We start from the raw sequence: 20,068 nt of genomic DNA on the forward strand, positions 1-20,068 counted from the left end.
GAGCCGAAAGCGGAAGCCGAAGGCGGAAGCCGAAAGCGGAAGCCGAAGGGCGGAAGACGAAGGCGCAGGAGGACGAGCGGGGCGGCGCGGGAGACGCGGGAGGACGAGCGGGGAGGCGCAGGAGGCGGGGAGGCGCGGGAGGCGCGGGAGGCGCAGGAGAGGCGGGAGGCGGGGGAGGCGCGGGAGAGGCGGGAAACGCGGGAGGCGGGGGAGGCGCGGGAGAGGCGGGAGAGGCGGGAAGGCCCGGCCGCGGCGTGCGGGGCGCACGCCGCGGCCGGGCTCGGCCGGTTCAGGCCCCCTGCGTCAGCACCTTCTCCAGCGTTCCGAGGGCCGACTCCAGCTCCTCGGCGGTGATCGTCAGCGGCGGCGCCAGCCGGATCGTGGAGCCGTGGGTGTCCTTGACGAGGATCCCCTCGCGCAGCAGCCGCTCGCCGATCTCCCGGCCGGTGCCGATCGACGGGTCGATGTCGACGCCCGCCCACAGGCCCCGAGCGCGGAAGCCGGTGACGCCCTTGCCGACGAGGGCCTCCAGACCGTCCCGCAGGACGACGCCCAGCTCGGCCGCCCGGCGCTGGTACTCGCCCGTCTCCAGCAGCTCGACCACCGCCGTGCCGACGGCCGCGGCCAGCGGGTTGCCGCCGAACGTCGAGCCGTGCTCGCCCGGCCCCAGCACGCCGAGTACGTCCCGCCGGGCGAGAACGGCGGACACCGGCACGATGCCGCCGCCCAGCGCCTTGCCCAGCAGCAGCATGTCGGGGACGACCGACTCGTGCTCCACGGCGAGGGTGCGGCCGGTGCGGCCCAGGCCCGACTGGATCTCGTCGGCGATGAACAGGCAGCCCGCGCGGCGGGTCACCTCCCGTACGCCGGCCAGGTAGCCGTCGTCCGGGACGATCACGCCGGCCTCGCCCTGGATGGGCTCCAGCAGCACCGCGGCCGTCGTCTCGTCGACCGCCGCCTCCAGGGCCGCGAGGTCGTTGTAGGGAACGATGCGGAAGCCGGGGGTGAAGGGGCCGAAGCCCTTGCGCGCCGTCTCGTCGGTCGAGAAGCTGACGATCGTCGTCGTGCGGCCGTGGAAGTTCTCCGCCGCGACCACGATCGTCGCCCGGTCGGCGGGGACGCCCTTGACCTCGTACGCCCACTTGCGGGCCACCTTGATGCCGGACTCCACGGCCTCGGCGCCCGTGTTCATCGGCAGCACCATCTCCTGGCCCGTCAGCGCCGCCAGGCGCTCGGCGAACTCGGCCAGGCGGTCGTTGTGGAAGGCGCGCGAGGTGAGGGTGAGACGGTCCAGCTGGCGGTGTGCGGCCTCGACCAGCAGCGGGTGCCGGTGGCCGAAGTTGAGGGCGGAGTAGCCGGCCAGCATGTCCAGGTAGCGGCGGCCCTCCACGTCCTCCACCCAGGTGCCCTCGGCCCGGGCGACAACCACCGGGAGCGGGTGGTAGTTGTGGGCCAGGACCGGCTCCTCGGCGCGGATGAGGTCGGCGGACGTGCGCGTGGTGGCGGGAGCGGTCATGAGCGGATCTCCTGAGTGCAGCACTTGATGCCGCCGCCTGCCTTGCGGAACTCCGACAGGTCGACGGGGACGGGGAGGTAGCCGCGGTCGGCCAGGGTGGAGGCGAGGGCCTCCGCCTGGGGCGCGATGAAGACGTGGCGGCCGTCGGACACGGAGTTGAGACCGAACGCCAGCGCGTCCTCACGGGTGGCGAGCACCGCGTCCGGGTACAGCCGCGCGAGCACCTCGCGGCTGCCGGCCGAGAACGCCTCCGGGTAGTACGCGATGTTGTCGTCGTCGAGGACGAACAGCGCGGTGTCCAGGTGGTAGAAGCGCGGGTCCACCAGTGTCAGGCTGATCACCGGGTGGCCGAAGAACTCCTGCACCTCGCGGTGGGCCTCGCGGGTGGTGCGGAATCCGGTGCCGGCCAGGACGTAGCGGCCCGTCCAGACGAGGTCGCCCTCGCCCTCGCAGACGGAATCGGGCCGGTGGACGTCGAAGCCGGCCGACTTGAACCACGTGTCGTAGTGCGTGGACTCAGGGCGCCTTTCGGGCGCGTGGAAGAGGGAGCCGAAGACGCGGCCGTCGACGACGACCGCCGAGTTCGCGGCGAAGACCATGTCGGGCAGGCCGGGGGCCGGCTCCAGGACGTCGACGGTGTGACCGTGGTGGCGGTATGCGCGGATCAGCGCCTGCCACTGTTCCTGGGCCAGGTCGGCGTCGACGGGTGCGTCGGGCCGCATCCAGGGGTTGATCGCGTACTGCACGGCGAAGTGTCTGGGTTCACAGACGAGGAAGCGCCGCCGGCGCGGCACACGGGAGTCGGGCACAGAGGGGTTCCTCCGCTTCCTGGGGTGTGGGCTGGGTTGACACCACGGTAGGAAGCGACCGATACGACCGACAAGAAAAGGATATTGCGCGTCAGCGCAGGAATGCTGCGTTCTTTCCACGCATTACGCACGCCTGCTGCGCATACTTCCGGTACTGCCGCTCGCCGGGAGCTCTGGTCCGGGAGCACCGGTCCGGGAGTACTCGTCCGCGGGCACCCGCCGAGGAGCACTCGGCCGGCGGCGCTCATTCGGGCGCGGGCTGACTGGCACCCGCCTCGGGGCTCTCCGGCAGCAGGTGCGACAGCACCATCACGCTGATCGTCTTGCGGATGAACGGCTCCCGGCGGATCCGCTCCAGCACCTCCTCGAAGTGCTCGACGTCCCGCGCCCGCACGTGCAGCAACGCGTCCGCGCCGCCGGTCACCGTCATCGCGGCCGTGATCTCCGGATGGTTGCGGACCACCTCCGCCAGCCGCCGGGGCGGGGCGGCGCCCTCGCAGTACACCTCGACGTACGCCTCCGTGCGCCAGCCCAGCGCCGACGGCCGCACCGTGGCCGTGAACCCGGTGATCACCCCGGTGTCCCGCAGCCGGTCCACGCGCCGTTTCACCGCCGTCGACGACAGGCCGATGGCCGCCCCGATCTCGGCGAAGCTGGTCCTGGCGTTCGCCATCAACGCGGTGACGATCTTCCGGTCGAGTTCGTCGAACGGGGCGGGCCTGCTGTTCATGGCGGCACTGTACCCAGCGCGAACGGCAGCTCCCGGCACATGTCCAGGCGCGCGGATTGCTCCTACACTCCGGGTTCATGCTGCGCGCCCTCGCCGTCGACGACGAACGCCCCTCGCTGGAGGAGCTGCTCTATCTGCTCAACGCCGACCCCCGCATCAGCAGCGCGGAGGGCGCCGGCGACGCGACCGAGGCGCTGCGCCGCATCAACCGGGCCCTGGAGTCGGGGCCGGGCGGGGCCGAGGCCATCGACGTCGTCTTCCTCGACATCCACATGCCGGGCCTCGACGGACTCGACCTCGCCCGGCTGCTGAGCGGCTTCGCCGAGCCGCCGCTCGTCGTGTTCGTCACCGCCCACGAGGACTTCGCCGTCCAGGCCTTCGACCTCAAGGCCGTCGACTACGTGCTCAAGCCCGTCCGCAAGGAGCGCCTCGCCGAGGCGGTGCGCCGGGCCGCCGAGATCGGCAACGCCGCCCCGCGCATCCCCGTGCACGAGCCCGACCCCGACCAGCTGCCGGTGGAGCTCGGCGGCGTCACCCGGTTCGTCGCCGTCGACGACATCACCCACGTCGAGGCCCAGGGCGACTACGCCCGCCTGCACACCGACAAGGGCAGCCACCTCCTCCGCATCCCGCTGTCCGCCCTGGAGGAACGCTGGCGCTCCCGCGGCTTCGTCCGCATCCACCGCCGCCACCTGGTCGCGCTGCGCCACATAGGCGAGCTCCGGCTGGACGCGGGCACCGTGAGCGTCGTGGTCGGCGGCGAGGAACTGCAGGTCAGCCGCCGCCACGCGCGCGAACTGCGGGACCTGCTGATGAGGAGGACCTGACCGTGCCGCAGGACCCCGCCGAGCGCCGCGTCGTCGTCACCGGCCCGCACCGGCGCGTTCTTCCCCACGCCCGGCTCCGCTCACGGGGCCGGTACCCGAACGCCTCCGGCTACTACCGGCCGCGTACCGAGATCGACGAGCAGACCACCCTGGGCCATACCTACGTCCGCTCGCTGATGCGCACCCAGTTGCGGGCCGCCCTCGGCGTCTTCGCGGTGCTCGTGCTGCTCGTCGGACCGCTGCCGCTGGTGTTCTCCGCCATGCCCTACGCCCACCGCCTCGAGTGGGCCGTCCTCGGCTTCTGCCTGTACGCCCCGCTGGTCCTGCTGGCCCGCTGGTACGTCCGCCGCGCCGAACGCAACGAACGGGATCTCGTACGACTGGTCGAGGACCGGTGAAGCGCAGCGGCCGCCCGGACGGACCACACCGAACGGCCGACGGGCCCGAGCGTCCGACGCCGGCGAGCGAACGAGGCCACCGACCGAACGACCGCACCGACCGAACGACGGGACCGAGCGACCGATGAAGAACCGCCGATGAACTCCAGCTACGCCGTCCCCGCCGTCGCCCTCGTCGTCGTGGCGACGGTCCTCGTCGGCGCCTTCGGCCTGCGCATCTCCCGCACCACGTCCGACTTCTACGTCGCCTCCCGGACCGTCGGCCCCCGCCTCAACGCGGCCGCCATCAGCGGCGAGTACCTCTCCGCCGCCTCCTTCCTCGGCATCGCCGGCCTCGTGCTGGTGCAGGGACCGGACATGCTCTGGTACCCGGTCGGCTACACGGCCGGGTACCTCGTGCTGCTGCTCTTCGTCGCCGCCCCGCTGCGCCGCTCCGGCGCCTACACGCTGCCCGACTTCGCCGAGGCCCGCCTCGCCTCGCAGACCGTGCGGCGGCTCGCGGGCGCCTTCGTCGTCGGCGCCGGCTGGCTCTACCTGCTGCCGCAGCTCCAGGGCGCCGGGCTGACCCTGGCGGTGCTGACCGGCGCGCCCGACCCGCTCGGCGGGATCATCGTCGCCGTCGTGGTGGTCGCCACCGTCGCCGCCGGCGGCATGCGCAGCATCACCTTCGTGCAGGCCTTCCAGTACTGGCTGAAGCTCACCGCACTGCTCGTCCCCGCCCTCTTCCTGGTCCTCGCCTGGCAGGGCGACGGGGCGCCCCGGCACGTCTTCGGGGAACCGCCGTCCTTCCGCGAGCAGCGCGCGGTCACCGTCGACACCGCCCTCGACCTGAAGCTGGACCGGCCGCTGACCGTCACCGTGAGCGGCACCGTCGACGGCCGCCCGCACGACGGCCGCCCGGTGCGGCTGCCCGCCGGCACGCACCGCATCGCCCAGGGCACCCGGCTGACCTTCGCCGAGGGCGCCCGGGTCCCGGCCGCCGCCCGCGGCAGCGACGGCGGCATGTCCACCTCGCTGGCCGCGAGCCGCGAGGAACGCCCGCTGTACGCCACGTACGGGCTGATCCTCGCCACGTTCCTCGGCACCATGGGACTGCCGCACGTCGTCGTCCGCTTCTACACCAGCCCGCACGGCGTCGCCGCCCGCCGCACCACCGTGGCCGTGCTCGGCCTGACCGGCGCCTTCTACCTCCTGCCCCCGGTCTACGGCGCACTCGGCCGCCTCTACGCCCCCGAGCTGACGATCACCGGGAACGCGGACGCCGCCGTGCTGCTGCTGCCCGACCGCATGATCGGCGGCCTGGGCGGCGACCTGCTCGGGGCGCTGGTCGCGGGCGGGGCGTTCGCGGCGTTCCTGTCCACGGCGTCCGGGCTGACCATGGCCGTCGCGGGCGTGCTCACCCAGGACGTGCTGCCCTCACGCGGCGTGCGGCACTTCCGGCTCGGGACGGTGCTCGCCATGGCCGTACCGCTCGCCGCGAGCGTCATCGTGGGCGGGCTGCCGGTCGCGGACGCGGTCGGGCTCGCGTTCGCCGTGTCGGCGTCCTCCTTCTGCCCGCTGCTCGTCCTAGGCATCTGGTGGCGGCGGCTGACCCCGCCGGGCGCGGCCGCCGGGATGATCGTCGGAGGCGGCTCGGCGTTCCTGGCCGTGACCGCGACCATGGCGGGCTTCCCGGGCTCGGGACCGCTGCACGCCCTGCTCGCCTGGCCCGCGCTGTGGTCGGTGCCGTTCGGCTTCCTGACCATGGTGCTGGTGTCCCTGGCCACCCCGGGGCGGGTGCCGCCGGGCACACAGGCGATCCTGGCGCGGTTCCACCTGCCGGAGGAGCTGAGGACGGAGGCGAAGGCGTGAGCGGTTTCCTCGCCGGCCTGTGCGTGGCCGCGCTGCCGCTGCTCGCGGCCGGGTTCTGGCTCGGGCGGCGCACCGCGAGCCCGCGGAACCTCGGCGAGCTCGGCACGCCCGTCGAGCACGCCACCTTCGAGACCCTGCACACCGCGTCCCTCGCCGCGCCCCCGCTGCGGGCGGGCCTGACGGAGGAGACCGCGCGCAGGTCGGCCCGCCGACTGCGCTCGCTGCTCGGCACGGACGCGCTGTGCCTGACGGACGAGAAGGAGGTCCTGGTCTGGGACGGCGTCGGCGCCCATCACCGTACCGAGATCATGGAACGGCTCGCCGGCCCCCTGGAGACCGGCCGCGGCGAGGCCTTCCCGCTGACCTGCGACGCGCCCGACTGCCCGGTGCGCTGGGCCGTCGTCGCCCCGCTCACGGTCGACGACCGCGTCCACGGCACGCTCGTCGCCTGCGCGCCCCGCGAGTCCGCGGTGCTGGTGCGCGCGGCCGGCGAGGTCGCCCGCTGGGTCTCCGTCCAGCTCGAACTCGCCGACCTCGACCAGTCGCGCACCCGGCTCATCGAGGCCGAGATCAAGGCGCTGCGCGCCCAGATCTCCCCGCACTTCATCTTCAACTCGCTCGCGGTGATCGCCTCGTTCGTCCGCACCGACCCCGAGCGCGCCCGCGAGCTGCTGCTGGAGTTCGCCGACTTCACCCGCTACTCGTTCCGTCGGCACGGCGACTTCACCACCCTCGCCGACGAACTCCACGCCATCGACCACTACCTGGCACTGGTCCGGGCCCGCTTCGGCGAACGCCTCTCCGTCACCCTGCAGATCGCGCCCGAGGTGCTGCCGGTCACCCTGCCCTTCCTGTGCCTGCAGCCGCTCGTCGAGAACGCCGTCAAGCACGGCCTGGAGGGCAAGACGGCGTCCACCGGCAAGTGCCACATCCAGATCACCGCGCAGGACGCCGGCGCCGAGGCGCTGGTGGTGATCGAGGACGACGGCGCGGGCATGGACCCCGAACTGCTGCGCCGCATCCTCGCCGGCGAGGTCAGCCCGTCCGGCGGCATCGGCCTGTCCAACGTCGACGACCGGCTCCGGCAGGTCTACGGCGACGACCACGGACTCGTCATCGAGACCGCGCCGGGCGCGGGCATGAAGATCACCGCCCGGCTGCCCAAGTACCAGCCGGGCGTGCACTCGGCCGGGCGGCTCGCCCGGGAGTGAGGCTCAGGTGCCGCGGGTGACGACCATGCCGAGAGTGATCAGGCCCAACACGACCCAGCCGAACCACAGCCAGCCGTTGCTGCCGAGCGCCACCGTGTAGGCCGTCACCGCGACGAGCCCGCCGACGGTGACCACCCCCATCGTCTTCGTGGAACCGTCCGGGGAACCGGGCATCGCGACACCCTCCTCATGGTCCGCTTCCCTCCATGGTGCCCCGGTTCCACCCCCGGACGGCGCCCCTGTGCGAAAAGCGCGCCCCGGCGCACGCGCCCGAGCGCGCTTTTCGGGCAGCGAACTCACCGCTCCGAACCCACCGCTCCGGGCTCACCGCTCCGAACTCACCGCTCCGGGGCTCAAGCGCCCCGGGACGCGGACCGTCAGCGCCGTTGCGCGTCCAGCGACGCCAGGTAGGCGTTGTACGCCTCGAGCTCCTTGTCCCCGTCACGGTCGGCGGCCCGGTCCTTGCGCTTGGCCTGCCGCTGCTCGGAGCCGTACCACTGGAACAGCAGGGCCAGCAGCACCAGCACGGACGGGACCTCACTGAACGCCCAGGCGATGCCGCCGGCCGCGCTCTGGTCGGACAGCGCGTCGATGCCGAGGGAGGCCGGCGGGTTCTGGAACGTCTCCACCATGGTCGTGGACGCCATCATCAGCGCGATCCCGAAGAAGGCGTGGAACGGCATGCCGGCGAACAGCTCCAGCATCCGGATCAGGTAGCCGGGCCGGTTCGGTCCGGGGTCGACGCCCATGATCGGCCAGAAGAACACGATGCCGACGGCGAGGAAGTGCACCATCATCGCGATGTGCCCGGTCTTGGAGCCCATCAGGAAGTCGAACAGCGGGGTGAAGTACAGCGCGTACAGGCTCGCGATGAACATCGGGATGGTGAACAGGGGGTGCGTGATGAACCGCATGTAGTGGCTGTGCAGCAGCATCAGCAGCAGCTCGCGGGGCCCCTTGCGGCCCCGGCCGGCCGTCGGCAGCGCGCGCAGCGCGAGCGTCATGGGGGCGCCGAGCAGGATCAGGATCGGCGAGAGCATGCTGATCACCATGTGCTGCACCATGTGCACGCTGAACATGACCATCCCGTAGTCGTTCAGCGCGGTGCACATCACGAGCATGATCGTCAGCACGCCGGTGACGAACGACACCGTCCGCCCCACCGGCCACTTGTCACCGCGCCGGACCAGCCGCACGACCCCCCATCCGTACAGCGCCAGCCCGAGCAGGCAGGCGACGAGGAAGAAGGGATCCGCGGACCACTCCAGCCCCCGTCCAAGGGTGAAGGGCGGCAGGTCCATGGTCGTGCCGTGACCGCTGTGATCCATCGGCCGGCTCCTGATTCGTGGGGGTTGTGCGATTCTGTCCGCACCAGACTAGAACCGCCCCCGGTCACGGCTGCGACCGGGGGCGGGACAACGCTCCGCGGAGTCAGAGCACGCACTCCGCCTCGTCGTAGCGCTCGGTGGGAACCGTCTTCAGCGTCTCCACCGCCTCCGCCAGCGACACCATCACGATGTCGGTGCCGCGCAACGCCGTCATCATGCCGAACTGCCCGCGGTGCACCGCCTCCACGGCATGCCACCCGAAGCGGGTGGCCAGCACGCGGTCGTACGCCGTCGGCGTGCCGCCGCGCTGCACGTGCCCGAGGATCACCGGCCGGGCCTCCTTGCCGAGCCGCTCCTCCAGCTCCACGGACAGCTGGCGGGCGATGCCGGCGAAGCGCTCGTGGCCGTAGACGTCCGTGCCGCCCTCGTCGAAGTCCATGGTGCCCGGGCGCGGCTTGGCGCCCTCCGCGGCGACGACGATGGCGAACCGCTTGCCCTGGTCGAACCGTTCGCCCACCCGCGCGGCCAGCTCCTCGATGTCGAAGGGCCGCTCGGGGACGACGACGGCGTGCGCGCCGGCCGCCATGCCGGAGTGCAGCGCGATCCAGCCGGTGTGACGGCCCATGACCTCCACGACGAGCACCCGCTGGTGGGACTCCGCGGTGGTCTTCAGCCGGTCCAGCGCCTCCGTCGCCACGCCGACGGCCGTGTCGAAGCCGAAGGTGACGTCGGTGACAGCGATGTCGTTGTCGATGGTCTTCGGCACGCCCACCACGGGCAGTCCGCCGTCCGACATCAGACGGGCCGCCTTCAGCGTGCCCTCGCCGCCGATCGGGATGATCGCGTCCAGACCGAGTTCCTCGACGTGGCCCCTGGCCCGCTCGACGCCGTCGCGCAGGTGCGAGGGCTGGACCCGGGAGGAGCCGAGGATCGTGCCGCCGCGAGCCAGGATGCCGCTCACCGCGTCGAGGTCGAGCTTGAGGTAGTCGCACTCCAGGAGGCCCTTCCAGCCGTCCCGGAAGCCGATGACCTCGTCGCCGTGGTCGACGACGGCGCGGTGCACGACGGACCGGATGACGGCGTTCAGGCCGGGGCAGTCGCCGCCGGACGTGAGGACACCAATGCGCATAGCCCGAAAAACCTTCTCAACGTGGGCCGGGGCCGGACCACGTCGTCCGGCTCGATCCCCGCCACCCTAGCGGCATTCGGGGGCGGGGCCGCACCGTGCGTCCGCCTGCTGGACGGCCCCGCTCACCTGTGCGTTCGGACTATCAGACGGGCCCGCTCACCTGTGCGTACGCGCCCTCGAACGGGCTGGTGACGGAGAGCTCTGCTGCGCAGCAGCCCACTCACGCAGGCTGCTGCGCAACGCACTCACGCAGGCTGCTGCGCAACGCACTCACGCAGGCTGCTGCGCAACCCACTCACGCAGGCTGCTGCGCAGCCGCGATGCGCTCGTTGCGGAGTGCCTCGTACCACCGGTCGTCCGCCGGCGGCAGCGCGTTCACGTCGAGCGCCAGCTTCAGCAGCAGGTCCGCGATCAGCGGGTTGCGTGCGAGCACCGGGCCGTGCATGTACGTGCCGAACACCGTCTCGTTGTACGCGCCCTCCGTGCCGTCACCCGTGCCGTTGCCGTTGCCCAGGCGCGTCTTCGCCAAGGGGCGGGCGGTCGGGCCCAGATGCGTCACGCCCTGGTGGTTCTCGAAGCCGGTCAGCGGGGGCAGGCCCAGGCGCGGGTCGATGTCGGCGAGCACGTCGCCCACGCACCGCGCGCCCTCGCCGCGCACGGACACCACGTCCAGCAGACCGAGTCCGGGCTCGCGCTGGCCGAGGTCGTTGATGAACTCGTGGCCGAGGATCTGGTAGCCGGCGCACACCGAGAAGACGATCGCGCCGTTGCCGACGGCCCGGTGCAGACCGCCGTCGCGGCGCAGCCGCTCGGCCGCGAGCCGCTGCGGACGGTCCTCGCCCCCGCCGATCAGGTAGATGTCCCCGGAGGTCGGGATCGGCTGGTCGCTGCGCACGTCGAGCCGGGCCACGTCGAGGCCGCGCTGCCGGGCCCGGCGCTCCACGACCAGCACGTTGCCCTGGTCGCCGTACGTGCTGAGCAGGTCCGGGTAGATCCAGACGATCCGCAGCTGGTTGTCGCTCACAAAAAGTCCCCTGACGTCTCGTGCTCAGTTGCCGACGCGGCGGCGCAGGTCCTGGAAGGCGGTGTAGTTGGCGATGACCTCGATCCTGCCCGGCGGGCATGCCTGCACCGCCTGGTCGAGGTTGTCGCACACCTGGAACTGCTGGTCGGCGACCTCCAGACGCACCGCGAGGTCCAGCTTCCGGTCACCGATGACGCAGATCGGGTGGCCGGTCAGGCGCGTGTAGTCGACGTCCCACAGCCAGGAGGTGTCGGTGCCGTCGGCGCCGCGCGCGTTCACCGAGAGGATCACCGGGGTGGGCGGCGGATCGATCAGGCTGAACGTCTCCAGCCAGCCGGCCGGGTTCTTCGCCAGCAGCAGCCTGAGGTCGCGGCCCTGGAACTGGACGACGTCGTAGCGCCCGGCCACCGCCTGCACCTGGTACATCCGCTCCAGCGCCACCTGCGGCGGCACCCCGAAGACGGCGGCGACGGCCGCGGAGGAGGCGGCGTTGGCCTTGTTGGCGCGGCCCGGCAGCTGCAGGTGGATCGGCCAGGCCGAACCGTGCGGGTCGAGGACGTGGTCGCCGGACAGCGCCCAGCTCGGCGTGGGCCGCCGGAAGCCGCACTCGCCGCAGAACCAGTCGTCGCCGGGCCGCTGCATCACGCCGCCGCAGGACGGGCAGGACCAGGCGTCGTCCTTCCACATCTGCCCGGCGGCGACCCAGACCACGTTGGGGGAGGACGACGCGGCCCACACGACCAGCGGGTCGTCGGCGTTGGCGACGATCACGGCCTTGGACCCGGCGAGCCCCTCACGCCAGTTCTCGGCGAGCATGCGGGTCTCCGCGGCGCGGTCGAGCTGGTCGCGGGAGAGGTTGAGCAGGGCGATGCACTTGGGGGCGGTGTCCCGGGCCACGCCCGCGAGGTACTTCTCGTCGACCTCGATGACGCCGTAGCGCGCGTCCGAGCCGCCGGCCAGCGCCGAGGTGATGCCGGCGGGCATGTTGGCGCCGAGCGCGTTGGAGACGACCGGGCCCGCCGCCCGCAGCGCCTCGGCGATGAGCCTCGTGGTCGTGGTCTTGCCGTTGGTGGCCGAGACCAGTACGACGTCGAGGTTCTGGGCCAGCCGGGCGAGGAGGTCGGGGTCGAGCTTGAGCGCCACCCGGCCGCCGATCACCGAACCGCTGCCGCGCCCTGCGGCGCGCGATGCCGCCGCGACCGCCTTGCCGGCGGTGACGGCGATCTTGGCCCGCGGCGTGAGCGGGTCCGAGTTGCCTGCCATCAGTTCTCGATCCTCCTTGCGTACGCGCCGCGCCTCTGCCTGACGGCAACGTGGTGGTGGTCAGCCTATTCGAGAACCATTCGCACTCCCGAATCGCCGTACCCTTGCGGCCATGCGAAACGGCTCCATTCCGGGCACACGCGGACGCGTCCGGCCCCTCACCCTGTTCGGCGACCCGGTGCTGCACGCGCCCTGCGCGGAGGTCACCGACTTCGGCGACGAACTTGCGGCCCTGGTGGAGGACTTGTTCGCGACGATGTACGCGGCGCGCGGCGTGGGGCTGGCGGCGAACCAGGTGGGGGAGCCGGTGCGGGTGTTCGTCTACGACTGCCCGGACGACGAGGACGTGCGGCACCTCGGACACGTGGTCAACCCCCGGCTGGTGGAGGCCGACGGGGTGGTCGTGCGGGGGCCGGAGGGCTGCCTGTCCCTGCCCGGACTGGAGGCCGGCACACCCCGCCACGACCATGCGGTGGTCGAGGGCTTCACGATGACCGGGGAGCCCGTCACCGTGCACGGGACCGGGTTCTTCGCGCGGTGCCTGCAGCACGAGTGCGACCACCTCCGGGGCCGGGTGTACGCGGATCACCTCACGGGGTGGCGCGGCCGCAGGCTGCGCAGGCAGGTGGCGAAGGCGTCCTGGAACCGGGGCCGCGCCGCGTCGGACGGGGAGTGACCGGGGCCGGGGCCGAGAAGCCGGGGCCGAGAAGCCGGGGCCGAGAAGCCGGGGCCGAGAATCCGGGTCCTAGAAGCCGGGACCGCCCACCCGGTCGCCGGCCGCCGCCAGCCTGCCCCACAGCAGGTCGGCCAGGCTCCGCACCAACTCCGCGCGCGAGCAGGGCCGTTCGCCGAGCCACCAGTCGCCCGCCGCGTGCATCATCCCGACGATCCCGTGTCCCCACACCCGTGCCAGCTGCTGGGTGCCCGGTCCGAGGTCCAGCCGTTCCTCGATGACCTGCGCCAGTTCCTCGCCCATCCTGCGCAGCAGCGGCGCGGAGTGCTTGCCCACGTCGAAGCCGGGGTCGCCGGGATGGCCGCCCTCCGCGGGATGCATCAGGAAGCGGTAGACCTGCGGCCGGGCCTCGATCGCCGCGAGGTACGTGTCCAGGGTGGCCTCCACGCGTTCCCTGCGGTCCGCCGGGGCGTCCAGCGCGGCGCGCAGCGAGGCGAGCAGGGCGTCCGTGTGCCGTTTGGCCAACGCCGCGTAAAGTCCGCCCTTGTCACCGAAGTGCCGGTACAGGATCGGCTTGGTGATGCCGGCCTCCGCCGCGATGGCGTTCATCGAGGCCTGCGGCCCGTCGCGCAGCACCACTCGGTCGGCGGCCTCCAGCAACTCGCGCCGGCGGCGGTCGGCGGACCGCTGCTGATCGGTCCGCTGCGTGGTGTCCATGAGCTCTCCCCACCCGTGCTGATTCGGTGACGCCAGCGCAAACTAACACCCGAGCCGCCCTCCGCATCGAACGGGCTGCCGACCGGTCGTCGGGAGTTGACTTTTCCTACCGACCGGTAACAGACTCCTGTTACCGCTAGTAACACATTGCACCGCCGCTGGAGGGGACATGGCCGAGTTCACCATGGAGCTCAACGACGAACAGAAGGAGGTCCGCGACTGGCTGCACGGCTTCGCCGCCGACGTCATCCGGCCCGCGGCCGCCGAATGGGACGAGCGTGAGGAGACTCCCTGGCCGGTCATCCAGGAGGCCGCGAAGGTCGGCATCTACTCCCTGGACTTCTACGCCCAGCAGTACTTCGACGCCACCGGCCTCGGCATCCCGATGGCGATGGAGGAGCTGTTCTGGGGCGACGCCGGCATAGCCCTGTCGATCGTCGGCACCGGCCTCGCCGCGGTGGGCGTCCTCGCCAACGGGACCGAGGAACAGATCGGCACCTGGATCCCGCAGATGTACGGCGACGTCAACGACGTCAAGGTCGCCGCCTTCTGCTCCTCCGAGCCCGACGCCGGCTCCGACGTGGCCTCCATGCGCACGCGCGCCGTCTACGACGAAGCCAAGGACGAGTGGGTGATCAACGGCACGAAGACCTGGGCGACCAACGGCGGCATCGCCAACGTCCACGTCGTCGTCGCGGTCGTCGACCCCGAGCTGGGCTCCAAGGGCCACGCCTCCTTCATCGTCCCGCCGAACACCCCGGGACTGTCGCAGGGGCAGAAGTTCAAGAAGCACGGCATCCGCGCCTCGCACACCGCCGAGGTCGTGCTGGAGGACGTCCGGGTCCCCGGCTCCTGCCTCCTGGGCGGCAAGGAGAAGCTGGACGAGCGGCTGGCCCGCGCCCGCGAGCGGGCGAAGTCGGGCGGCGAGCGCGTCAAGAACGCGGCCATGGCCACCTTCGAGGCCTCCCGCCCGGCGGTCGGCGCGATGGCGGTCGGCACCGCGCGCGCCGCCTACGAGGTCGCTCTCGACTACGCCAAGACCCGTCAGCAGTTCGGCCGCCCGATCATCGACAACCAGGGCGTCGCCTTCCAGCTCGCGGACATGCGCACCCAGATCGACGCCGCCCGCCTGCTCGTCTGGCGCGCCTCCTGGATGGCGATCAACGGCAAGCCGTTCACGGCCGCCGAGGGCTCCATGTCGAAGCTGTTCGCGAGCGAGACCGCCAAGAAGGTCACCGCCCAGGCGATCCAGATCCTCGGCGGCAACGGCTACACCCGGGAGTACCCGGTGGAGCGGATGCACCGCGACGCCGCGATCTACACCATCTTCGAAGGCACGAGCGAGATCCAGCGCCTGGTGATCGCCCGCACCCTGTCGGGGATGCCGATCCGCTAGCGCGGCGCACCCGGTCCGGCGGCACCCTCCACCCCGCCCGGGGGCGTTTGACGGCTCGACGATGACCGAACCCGCCGGGCCCGCAGCGGCTCCGGCGGGTTCCGTCGCTCCTGGTGGCGGGGGCCCGGTGGGCCGCGCTTCCTGGTGGTGGTGGCGGTTGTGGTCGTGGCGTCCGGGGTGGCGTCCGGGGTGTGTCTGGCGGTCCGGTGGCGGGTGTGCCGGGGGCGGCAGCGGCTCCGGCGGGTTCGGTCGCTCCTGGTGGCAGGGGCCCGGGGGCCACGCCTCCCGGTGGCGGTGGTCGCGGTCGGGCGGCACCGGCGGGAGGCCCTTGAAACGGTGGTCGACGCGTTCCCCGGCCAGGCGCGCGAGTGCCACGGCGAGCTGGGTGAGCAGGTCCTGGTGCTTCTGCCGGACGGTTCCCGAGCGGAGACGCGCCGAAGCGGCGGCCGAAGCCCTCCGCGGCTATGGGTGCCTCCGGGGCCGGTCGCGGGGGGCCTGGTGGCTCCGGTGGCGGGTGCGCCGGGGCCCGTGGCGGCACCGGCGGGGCCGGTGTCGCTCGTGGCGGCGGGCGGCGGGCGGCGGGCGGCGGGGGCACCGTGCCGACGGTGGCGCGGTCGCCGGTGTCGACCGGCCGTCCGGCGGCCGGTTCCCGCGACATCGGACGCCGGGGCCGGGCGGCGCTGTTCGGCCGACTGCGCCTCGCGGGTCGGCTCCGGGTCCGGGACGCTTGGCGTCGAGGCGGAGCCGCCGGGACTCCGCGCCCGGACCCACTCAGGACGCGAAGCGGCGGACGGCCACGGAACTGCTGGAGACGACCATCGCGCAGCTCGCCCCGGACCCCCGGGCCAACCCCCTCGTCCCGCTCATCGAGCGGGGAGCCGCCCCGCGCGAGACGCTCGCGGCGCTCGCCCTGGAACAGGGCTGGGTGATCCCCGCGGACCGCCGGGCCTTCCTGCATCTGGCGCGGCGCGCGGTGGACCGGCCGGAGACGGCCGCGTTCTTCACGACGCTCGCCGAAGGATGAGGCGCCGGCGCAGCAGCGGCCGGCGGCGTTCGCGCGGGCCTGCGGCGTCGACGGGACCCGCGCCCGCGAGTACCGGCCGCTGCCGGGCTGCCAGGCGTATCCGGCCTGCCGTCGCCCGGCTGGCGCTCAACGCCGCACCGGCCGACGTGGTCCTCGCGCTCACCGCCAACTTCTCCGCCTGGGGCGGCTGTTGCGCGCGGATCGCCGCCTCCCTGCGCCGCCACTACGACTTCACGGACGAGGCCCGCGCGTCCTTCGGCTTCCTCGCCCGGCCCGCTCCGGAGCTGGGGCGCGGAGCGACGGAGGCGGTCCGGGCGGCCCCGGACGAGGGCACCCTCGACCATTCCCGCGCGTACACCTACGGCCGCCTGCTCCAGGACTACGAGGCGATGTTCTGGTCAGCGCTGACGCGGACGGCCTGACCGGCCGCTCACCCGGTCCGGCCGCTGCTGTGCGCGATGCACGCCACGTCGATGCGGTCGGCGAGCTTGGCGAGTTCGATCGTCAGCGCGGCCACCGTGTCCTCGTCGAGTCCGCCCTCCCCGGCCTCCACCAGATGCAGCCACCGCCCGCCCACGGTCCGCAACAACTTGCTTACGTCGGCCGCGGCCACCTGCAAGGTACCGCGGTCGTCGACGATCAGAGGCAGGGTCACTTCGCGGTTCACAGACGGGATGGTAGCCGCGCGGCGCTCACGCACCGTGCCAAACCGTGGTGATGTTGCAGAACTCGCGTATTCCGTGCCCGGACAGCTCACGCCCGAACCCGGACCGCTTGACCCCGCCGAAGGGGAAGGCCGGGTGGGAGGCGGTCATCCCGTTGAAGAACACACCGCCCGCCTCCAGGTCCCGGGCGAACCGGTCGGCCTCGGCGTCGTCCCGCGTCCAGACGCTCGAACTCAGCCCGAACGGGGAGTCGTTGGCGATCAGCAGGGCCTCGTCCAGGTCGCCCGCCCGGTACAGCGTGGCCACCGGACCGAAGGCCTCCTCCCGGTGGATCCGCATCTCCCGGGTGACGTCGGCCAGCACGGTCGGCGGGTAGTACCAGCCGGGCCGGGCCGGCCGTTCACCGCCGCACAGCACGCTCGCCCCGCCGCGCCGGGCGTCGTCGACCAGTTCCTCCAGGTCGGCGCGCCCCCGCTCGCTGGCCAGCGGCCCGATCTCGGTGTCCTCGTCCATCGGGTCGCCGACCTTCAGCGACTCCATGCCCGCGACGAACCGCTCGGCGAAGGCGTCGTAGACGTCGGTGTGCACGATGAACCGCTTGGCGGCGATGCAGGACTGCCCGTTGTTCTGCACCCGCGCGGTCACCGCGACCCGCGCGGCCCGGTCGACGTCGGCGGACGGCATCACCACGAACGGGTCGCTGCCGCCCAGTTCCAGCACCGTCTTCTTGATCATCTCCCCGGCGGTGGAGGCGACCGCGCGGCCCGCGGGCTCGCTGCCGGTCAGCGTGGCCGCCTTGACGCGCTCGTCCCGCAGCACGTCGTCGACCTGGGCGGAGCCGATCAGCAGGGTCTGGAAGCAGCCCACCTCGAAGCCGGCCCGGTGGAAGAGGTCCTCCAGGTACAGCGCGGTCTGCGGGACGTTCGAGGCGTGTTTGAGCAGCCCCACGTTGCCGGCCATCAGCGCGGGCGCGGCGAACCGCACCACCTGCCACAGCGGGAAGTTCCACGGCATCACCGCGAGGACGGGGCCCAGCGGCCGGTAGCGCACCCGGGCGCGGGAGGCGCCGGAGTCGTGCACGTCGGACTCGTCCGGCTCCTCGTCGGCGAGCAGCGCCTCGGCACGCTCGGCGTACCAGCGCATCGCCCTGGCGCACTTGGCGGCCTCGGCGCGGGCCTGTGCGACCGGCTTGCCCATCTCGGTGGTCATCACCCGTGCGATGTCCCGCTGCTCCTGGTCCAGCAGTTCGGCGGCCCGGTTCATCAGGCGCGCGCGGTCCGCGAAGCCGGTCGTACGGTAGGTGCGGAAGGTGGCCTCGGCGAGCTGGAGCCGCCGCTCGACCTCCTCCTCGTCCATGGCCTCGTACGTCTTGACCGTCTCGCCGTTCGCCGGGTTCACCGTCGCGATGGGCATGACCGACCTCCTCCTGAGCGGACCTGCTTCGACCTTCCCGCGCGGCGCGGGGCGGCGCAACGCGTGGGACCGTCAGGCCGAGTGCTCGGCCAGCCGGTCGAGAAACGCCGTCTGCGCCCGGACGATCACCTCGCGGGCCCGCGCCAGGGCGAACCAGGCCACGCGGTCCAGCTCCGGGAACTCCTCCAGGCGGCCCGACCTCGGTGGCCACTCCATGCGGAAGGTGCCCGGGACGACCGTGGCCGGATCGAGGTCGGCCTCGACCGCCCAGGCCGTGACGACCTTGCCGCCGGACTGCCGGACCTCGCCGAGCGGGACGGCCTCCCCGTCGGGCGGCGGCAGTCCCAGCTCCTCCTGGAACTCGCGGCGGGCGGCCTCCCGCGCGGGCTCCTCGCCGGGCTCGTACTCGCCCTTCGGCACGGTCCACGCGCCGGCGTCGCGCCGGGCGAAGAACGGGCCGCCCATGTGACCGAGCAGCACCTCCAGGCCCTCGCCGGTGCGCCGGTACAGCAGCAGGCCCGCGCTGTGCCGGGCCGTCACGGGCGCACTTGCGGATGGGCGGCGAGCAGGGTCCCGACGGTGTCGGCCTCCTCGGGGCGCTTGTCCTCGCGGTAGCGCAGCACGCGGGCGAAGCGGAGCGTGACCCCGGCCGGGTAGCGCGTGGACCGCTGCAGGCCGTCGTAGGCGATCTCGACGACGAGTTCGGGGCGTACGGTCACTCCCCACCCCTTCTCCTCGACGGCCAGTTCCCGCAGGCGCCCGGTCTGCCAGGCGAGCATCGCGTCGGTCATGCCCTTGAAGGTCTTGCCGAGCATGACGAAGGAGCCGTCGGCGTCGCGGGCCCCCAGGTGGAGGTTGGACAGCTTGCCCGTGCGGCGGCCGTGGCCCCACTCGGCGGCCAGGACCACCAGGTCGAGCGTGTGCACGGGCTTGACCTTCAGCCAGGACGCGCCGCGCCGGCCAGCGCTGTAGGCGGCGTCGAGGGCCTTGACCACCACACCCTCGTGGCCGCGCGCCAGCGTGTCGGCGAGGAACCGCTCCGCCTCGGCGGCGTCACCGGGGCCGGAGACCACCGTGCGGCGCACCCGCATCGGCGCGGGCACCAGCCGCGCCAGCTCCGCGTGCCGCTCGGTGAACGGCAGGTCGAGCAGGTCGCGGTCGGCCACCGACAGCAGGTCGAAGAAGACGGGGCTGACCGGGACCGTCCCGGCGGCCGTGGCCACGTCCACGCTGGAGCCGACGCGGCCGGCGATCTCCTGGAAGGGGCGCGGCCGGCCGCCCGCGTCGAAGGCGATGACCTCGCCGTCCAGGACGAAGCGCTCGCCCCGCAGCCGCAGCGCCGCACCGGCCACCTCGGGCAGCCGGGCGGTGATGTCGTCGAGGGTGCGGGTGTAGATCCGCACGGCGTCGCCGTCGCGGTGCACCTGCACCCGGATGCCGTCCAGCTTCTCCTCCACGGCTACGGCACCCAGCTTGCCGACCGCCTCGGCCACCGACGAGGCGCTGTGCGCCAGCATCGGCAGGACCGGCCGGCCGACGGTGAGCCGGAACCGCTCCAGTGCCGCCGGACCCTCCCCGAGCAGGGCCTGCGCCACCGCCTGCAGCGAGCCCGCCAGCATCACCGCCCGGCGCACGTCCGCGGGCGGCGCCCCGGTGGCCTGCGCCAGCCCTTCGACCGCGACGGCGTCCAGGGCGCCCTGCCGCACCTCGCCGGTGATCAGGCCGATCAGGAACCGCTGCTCGTCCTCGGTGGCCGCGCTCATCAACTCCCCGACCAGCCGGGTCCGTTCGGACTGCGCGCCGGCGCCCGAGACCTTGCCCAGCTCGGTCAGGCGGGCGTCGACCCCGCGCACCGTCAGGGACGGCTCGGCCGCCGGGGGGACGGGACGGCCCAGTACCTTCCAGCCGATGCCGAGCCGCCCCTGCGGCAGCCGTCCCGCCAGGTAGGGGATGACCACCGGCACGTCGTCCGCCTCCGCCTCCCGGAACAGCTCGGCGAGCAGGGCTTGCTTCCGGGACCGCGCCGAGGTGGCGGCGACCTCCCGGGACACGTGGGCCAGCCGGGCGAGCAGCATGCAGTCATGGTGCACCGCG

Annotated in this window: 21 protein-coding genes; 8 read left to right on the forward strand and 13 right to left on the reverse strand. The window is 73.0% G+C overall.

Features of this window, described 5'->3' with window-relative positions:
• Positions 1 to 289: 289 nt before the first annotated feature.
• The 3 genes from rocD to VKA29_RS09855 all read right to left on the reverse strand — a co-directional run bounded on the left by rocD (position 290) and on the right by VKA29_RS09855 (position 3,055).
• The gene (rocD, locus tag VKA29_RS09845) at positions 290 to 1,516 is read right to left on the reverse strand and encodes an ornithine--oxo-acid transaminase (protein ID WP_324784926.1); all 1,227 of its coding nucleotides are present in this window, start codon (positions 1,514 to 1,516) and stop codon (positions 290 to 292) included.
• The gene (gene ddaH / locus VKA29_RS09850) at positions 1,513 to 2,325 is read right to left on the reverse strand and encodes a dimethylargininase (RefSeq protein WP_324784927.1); all 813 of its coding nucleotides are present in this window, start codon (positions 2,323 to 2,325) and stop codon (positions 1,513 to 1,515) included. The genes rocD and ddaH overlap by 4 nt, the downstream gene beginning before the upstream one ends.
• A 244-nt stretch (positions 2,326 to 2,569) precedes the next feature.
• Positions 2,570 to 3,055 carry an Lrp/AsnC family transcriptional regulator gene (locus tag VKA29_RS09855; protein WP_324784928.1) on the reverse strand — a complete coding sequence of 162 codons (486 nt, stop codon included), beginning with the start codon at positions 3,053 to 3,055 and terminating at the stop codon, positions 2,570 to 2,572.
• A gap of 77 nt (positions 3,056 to 3,132) precedes the next feature.
• Between VKA29_RS09855 and VKA29_RS09860 the strand changes: the two genes are divergently transcribed.
• From VKA29_RS09860 to VKA29_RS09875, 4 genes are all read left to right on the forward strand, one after another.
• Complete coding sequence (locus tag VKA29_RS09860) at positions 3,133 to 3,882, forward strand: LytR/AlgR family response regulator transcription factor (protein WP_324784929.1); 750 nt, start codon at positions 3,133 to 3,135, stop codon at positions 3,880 to 3,882.
• Between the two features lie 2 nt (positions 3,883 to 3,884).
• Complete coding sequence (locus VKA29_RS09865) at positions 3,885 to 4,280, forward strand: hypothetical protein (protein WP_324784930.1); 396 nt, start codon at positions 3,885 to 3,887, stop codon at positions 4,278 to 4,280.
• Positions 4,281 to 4,418: 138 nt separating this feature from the next.
• A complete protein-coding gene (locus VKA29_RS09870) occupies positions 4,419 to 6,131 on the forward strand; it encodes a cation acetate symporter (RefSeq protein ID WP_324784931.1) in 1,713 nt (570 codons plus the stop codon).
• On the forward strand, positions 6,128 to 7,342 hold the full coding sequence (locus VKA29_RS09875; protein ID WP_324784932.1) for a sensor histidine kinase: 1,215 nt from the start codon (positions 6,128 to 6,130) through the stop codon (positions 7,340 to 7,342). The genes VKA29_RS09870 and VKA29_RS09875 overlap by 4 nt, the downstream gene beginning before the upstream one ends.
• A 3-nt stretch (positions 7,343 to 7,345) precedes the next feature.
• Here the strand turns inward: VKA29_RS09875 and VKA29_RS09880 are convergent, their stop codons facing one another.
• The 5 genes from VKA29_RS09880 to VKA29_RS09900 all read right to left on the reverse strand — a co-directional run bounded on the left by VKA29_RS09880 (position 7,346) and on the right by VKA29_RS09900 (position 12,086).
• The gene (locus VKA29_RS09880; RefSeq protein ID WP_324784933.1) at positions 7,346 to 7,516 is read right to left on the reverse strand and encodes a hypothetical protein; all 171 of its coding nucleotides are present in this window, start codon (positions 7,514 to 7,516) and stop codon (positions 7,346 to 7,348) included.
• Positions 7,517 to 7,719: 203 nt separating this feature from the next.
• Positions 7,720 to 8,670, reverse strand: coding sequence for a cytochrome c oxidase assembly protein (locus tag VKA29_RS09885; protein ID WP_324784934.1), 951 nt, complete (start codon positions 8,668 to 8,670; stop codon positions 7,720 to 7,722).
• A 103-nt stretch (positions 8,671 to 8,773) separates the two neighbouring features.
• Positions 8,774 to 9,799: a 6-phosphofructokinase gene (locus tag VKA29_RS09890; RefSeq protein ID WP_324784935.1), complete on the reverse strand. Its 1,026-nt coding sequence runs from the start codon at positions 9,797 to 9,799 to the stop codon at positions 8,774 to 8,776.
• A gap of 295 nt (positions 9,800 to 10,094) precedes the next feature.
• The gene (locus VKA29_RS09895) at positions 10,095 to 10,823 is read right to left on the reverse strand and encodes a type 1 glutamine amidotransferase (protein ID WP_324784936.1); all 729 of its coding nucleotides are present in this window, start codon (positions 10,821 to 10,823) and stop codon (positions 10,095 to 10,097) included.
• A gap of 24 nt (positions 10,824 to 10,847) precedes the next feature.
• Positions 10,848 to 12,086 carry a MurT ligase domain-containing protein gene (locus tag VKA29_RS09900; protein WP_324784937.1) on the reverse strand — a complete coding sequence of 413 codons (1,239 nt, stop codon included), beginning with the start codon at positions 12,084 to 12,086 and terminating at the stop codon, positions 10,848 to 10,850.
• A gap of 112 nt (positions 12,087 to 12,198) precedes the next feature.
• On the opposite strand from VKA29_RS09900, the gene def reads away from it, so the two are divergent.
• A complete protein-coding gene (gene def, locus VKA29_RS09905) occupies positions 12,199 to 12,762 on the forward strand; it encodes a peptide deformylase (RefSeq protein WP_324784938.1) in 564 nt (187 codons plus the stop codon).
• Between the two features lie 69 nt (positions 12,763 to 12,831).
• Here the strand turns inward: def and VKA29_RS09910 are convergent, their stop codons facing one another.
• A complete protein-coding gene (locus tag VKA29_RS09910) occupies positions 12,832 to 13,476 on the reverse strand; it encodes a TetR family transcriptional regulator (RefSeq protein WP_324784939.1) in 645 nt (214 codons plus the stop codon).
• Between the two features lie 169 nt (positions 13,477 to 13,645).
• Between VKA29_RS09910 and VKA29_RS09915 the strand changes: the two genes are divergently transcribed.
• The 3 genes from VKA29_RS09915 to VKA29_RS36945 all read left to right on the forward strand — a co-directional run bounded on the left by VKA29_RS09915 (position 13,646) and on the right by VKA29_RS36945 (position 16,318).
• Complete coding sequence (locus VKA29_RS09915) at positions 13,646 to 14,872, forward strand: acyl-CoA dehydrogenase family protein (protein WP_324784940.1); 1,227 nt, start codon at positions 13,646 to 13,648, stop codon at positions 14,870 to 14,872.
• Positions 14,873 to 15,599: 727 nt separating this feature from the next.
• Positions 15,600 to 15,896, forward strand: coding sequence for a hypothetical protein (locus tag VKA29_RS36940; protein WP_420718465.1), 297 nt, complete (start codon positions 15,600 to 15,602; stop codon positions 15,894 to 15,896).
• Positions 15,897 to 16,042: 146 nt separating this feature from the next.
• Entirely contained in the window at positions 16,043 to 16,318 is a 276-nt protein-coding gene (locus tag VKA29_RS36945; protein WP_420718466.1) for a hypothetical protein, read from the forward strand.
• Positions 16,319 to 16,326: 8 nt separating this feature from the next.
• On the opposite strand, the gene VKA29_RS09925 is transcribed toward VKA29_RS36945, so the two are convergent.
• The 4 genes from VKA29_RS09925 to VKA29_RS09940 form a co-directional block, all read right to left on the reverse strand.
• Positions 16,327 to 16,563, reverse strand: a complete 237-nt coding sequence (locus VKA29_RS09925; protein WP_324784941.1) for a DUF6213 family protein — start codon at positions 16,561 to 16,563, stop codon at positions 16,327 to 16,329.
• Between the two features lie 25 nt (positions 16,564 to 16,588).
• Positions 16,589 to 17,974, reverse strand: a complete 1,386-nt coding sequence (locus VKA29_RS09930) for an NADP-dependent succinic semialdehyde dehydrogenase (RefSeq protein ID WP_324784942.1) — start codon at positions 17,972 to 17,974, stop codon at positions 16,589 to 16,591.
• A gap of 72 nt (positions 17,975 to 18,046) precedes the next feature.
• Positions 18,047 to 18,514 (reverse strand): NUDIX domain-containing protein, encoded by a 468-nt coding sequence (locus VKA29_RS09935; RefSeq protein WP_324784943.1) that lies wholly within the window; start codon positions 18,512 to 18,514, stop codon positions 18,047 to 18,049.
• Positions 18,511 to 20,049, reverse strand: a complete 1,539-nt coding sequence (locus tag VKA29_RS09940; protein WP_324784944.1) for an ATP-dependent DNA ligase — start codon at positions 20,047 to 20,049, stop codon at positions 18,511 to 18,513. Before VKA29_RS09940 ends, VKA29_RS09935 begins: the two co-directional genes overlap by 4 nt.
• Between the last annotated feature and the right edge of the window lie 19 nt (positions 20,050 to 20,068).

It is taken from the genome of Streptomyces sp. H51 (assembly GCF_035656535.1).
Classification (GTDB): domain Bacteria; phylum Actinomycetota; class Actinomycetes; order Streptomycetales; family Streptomycetaceae; genus Streptomyces.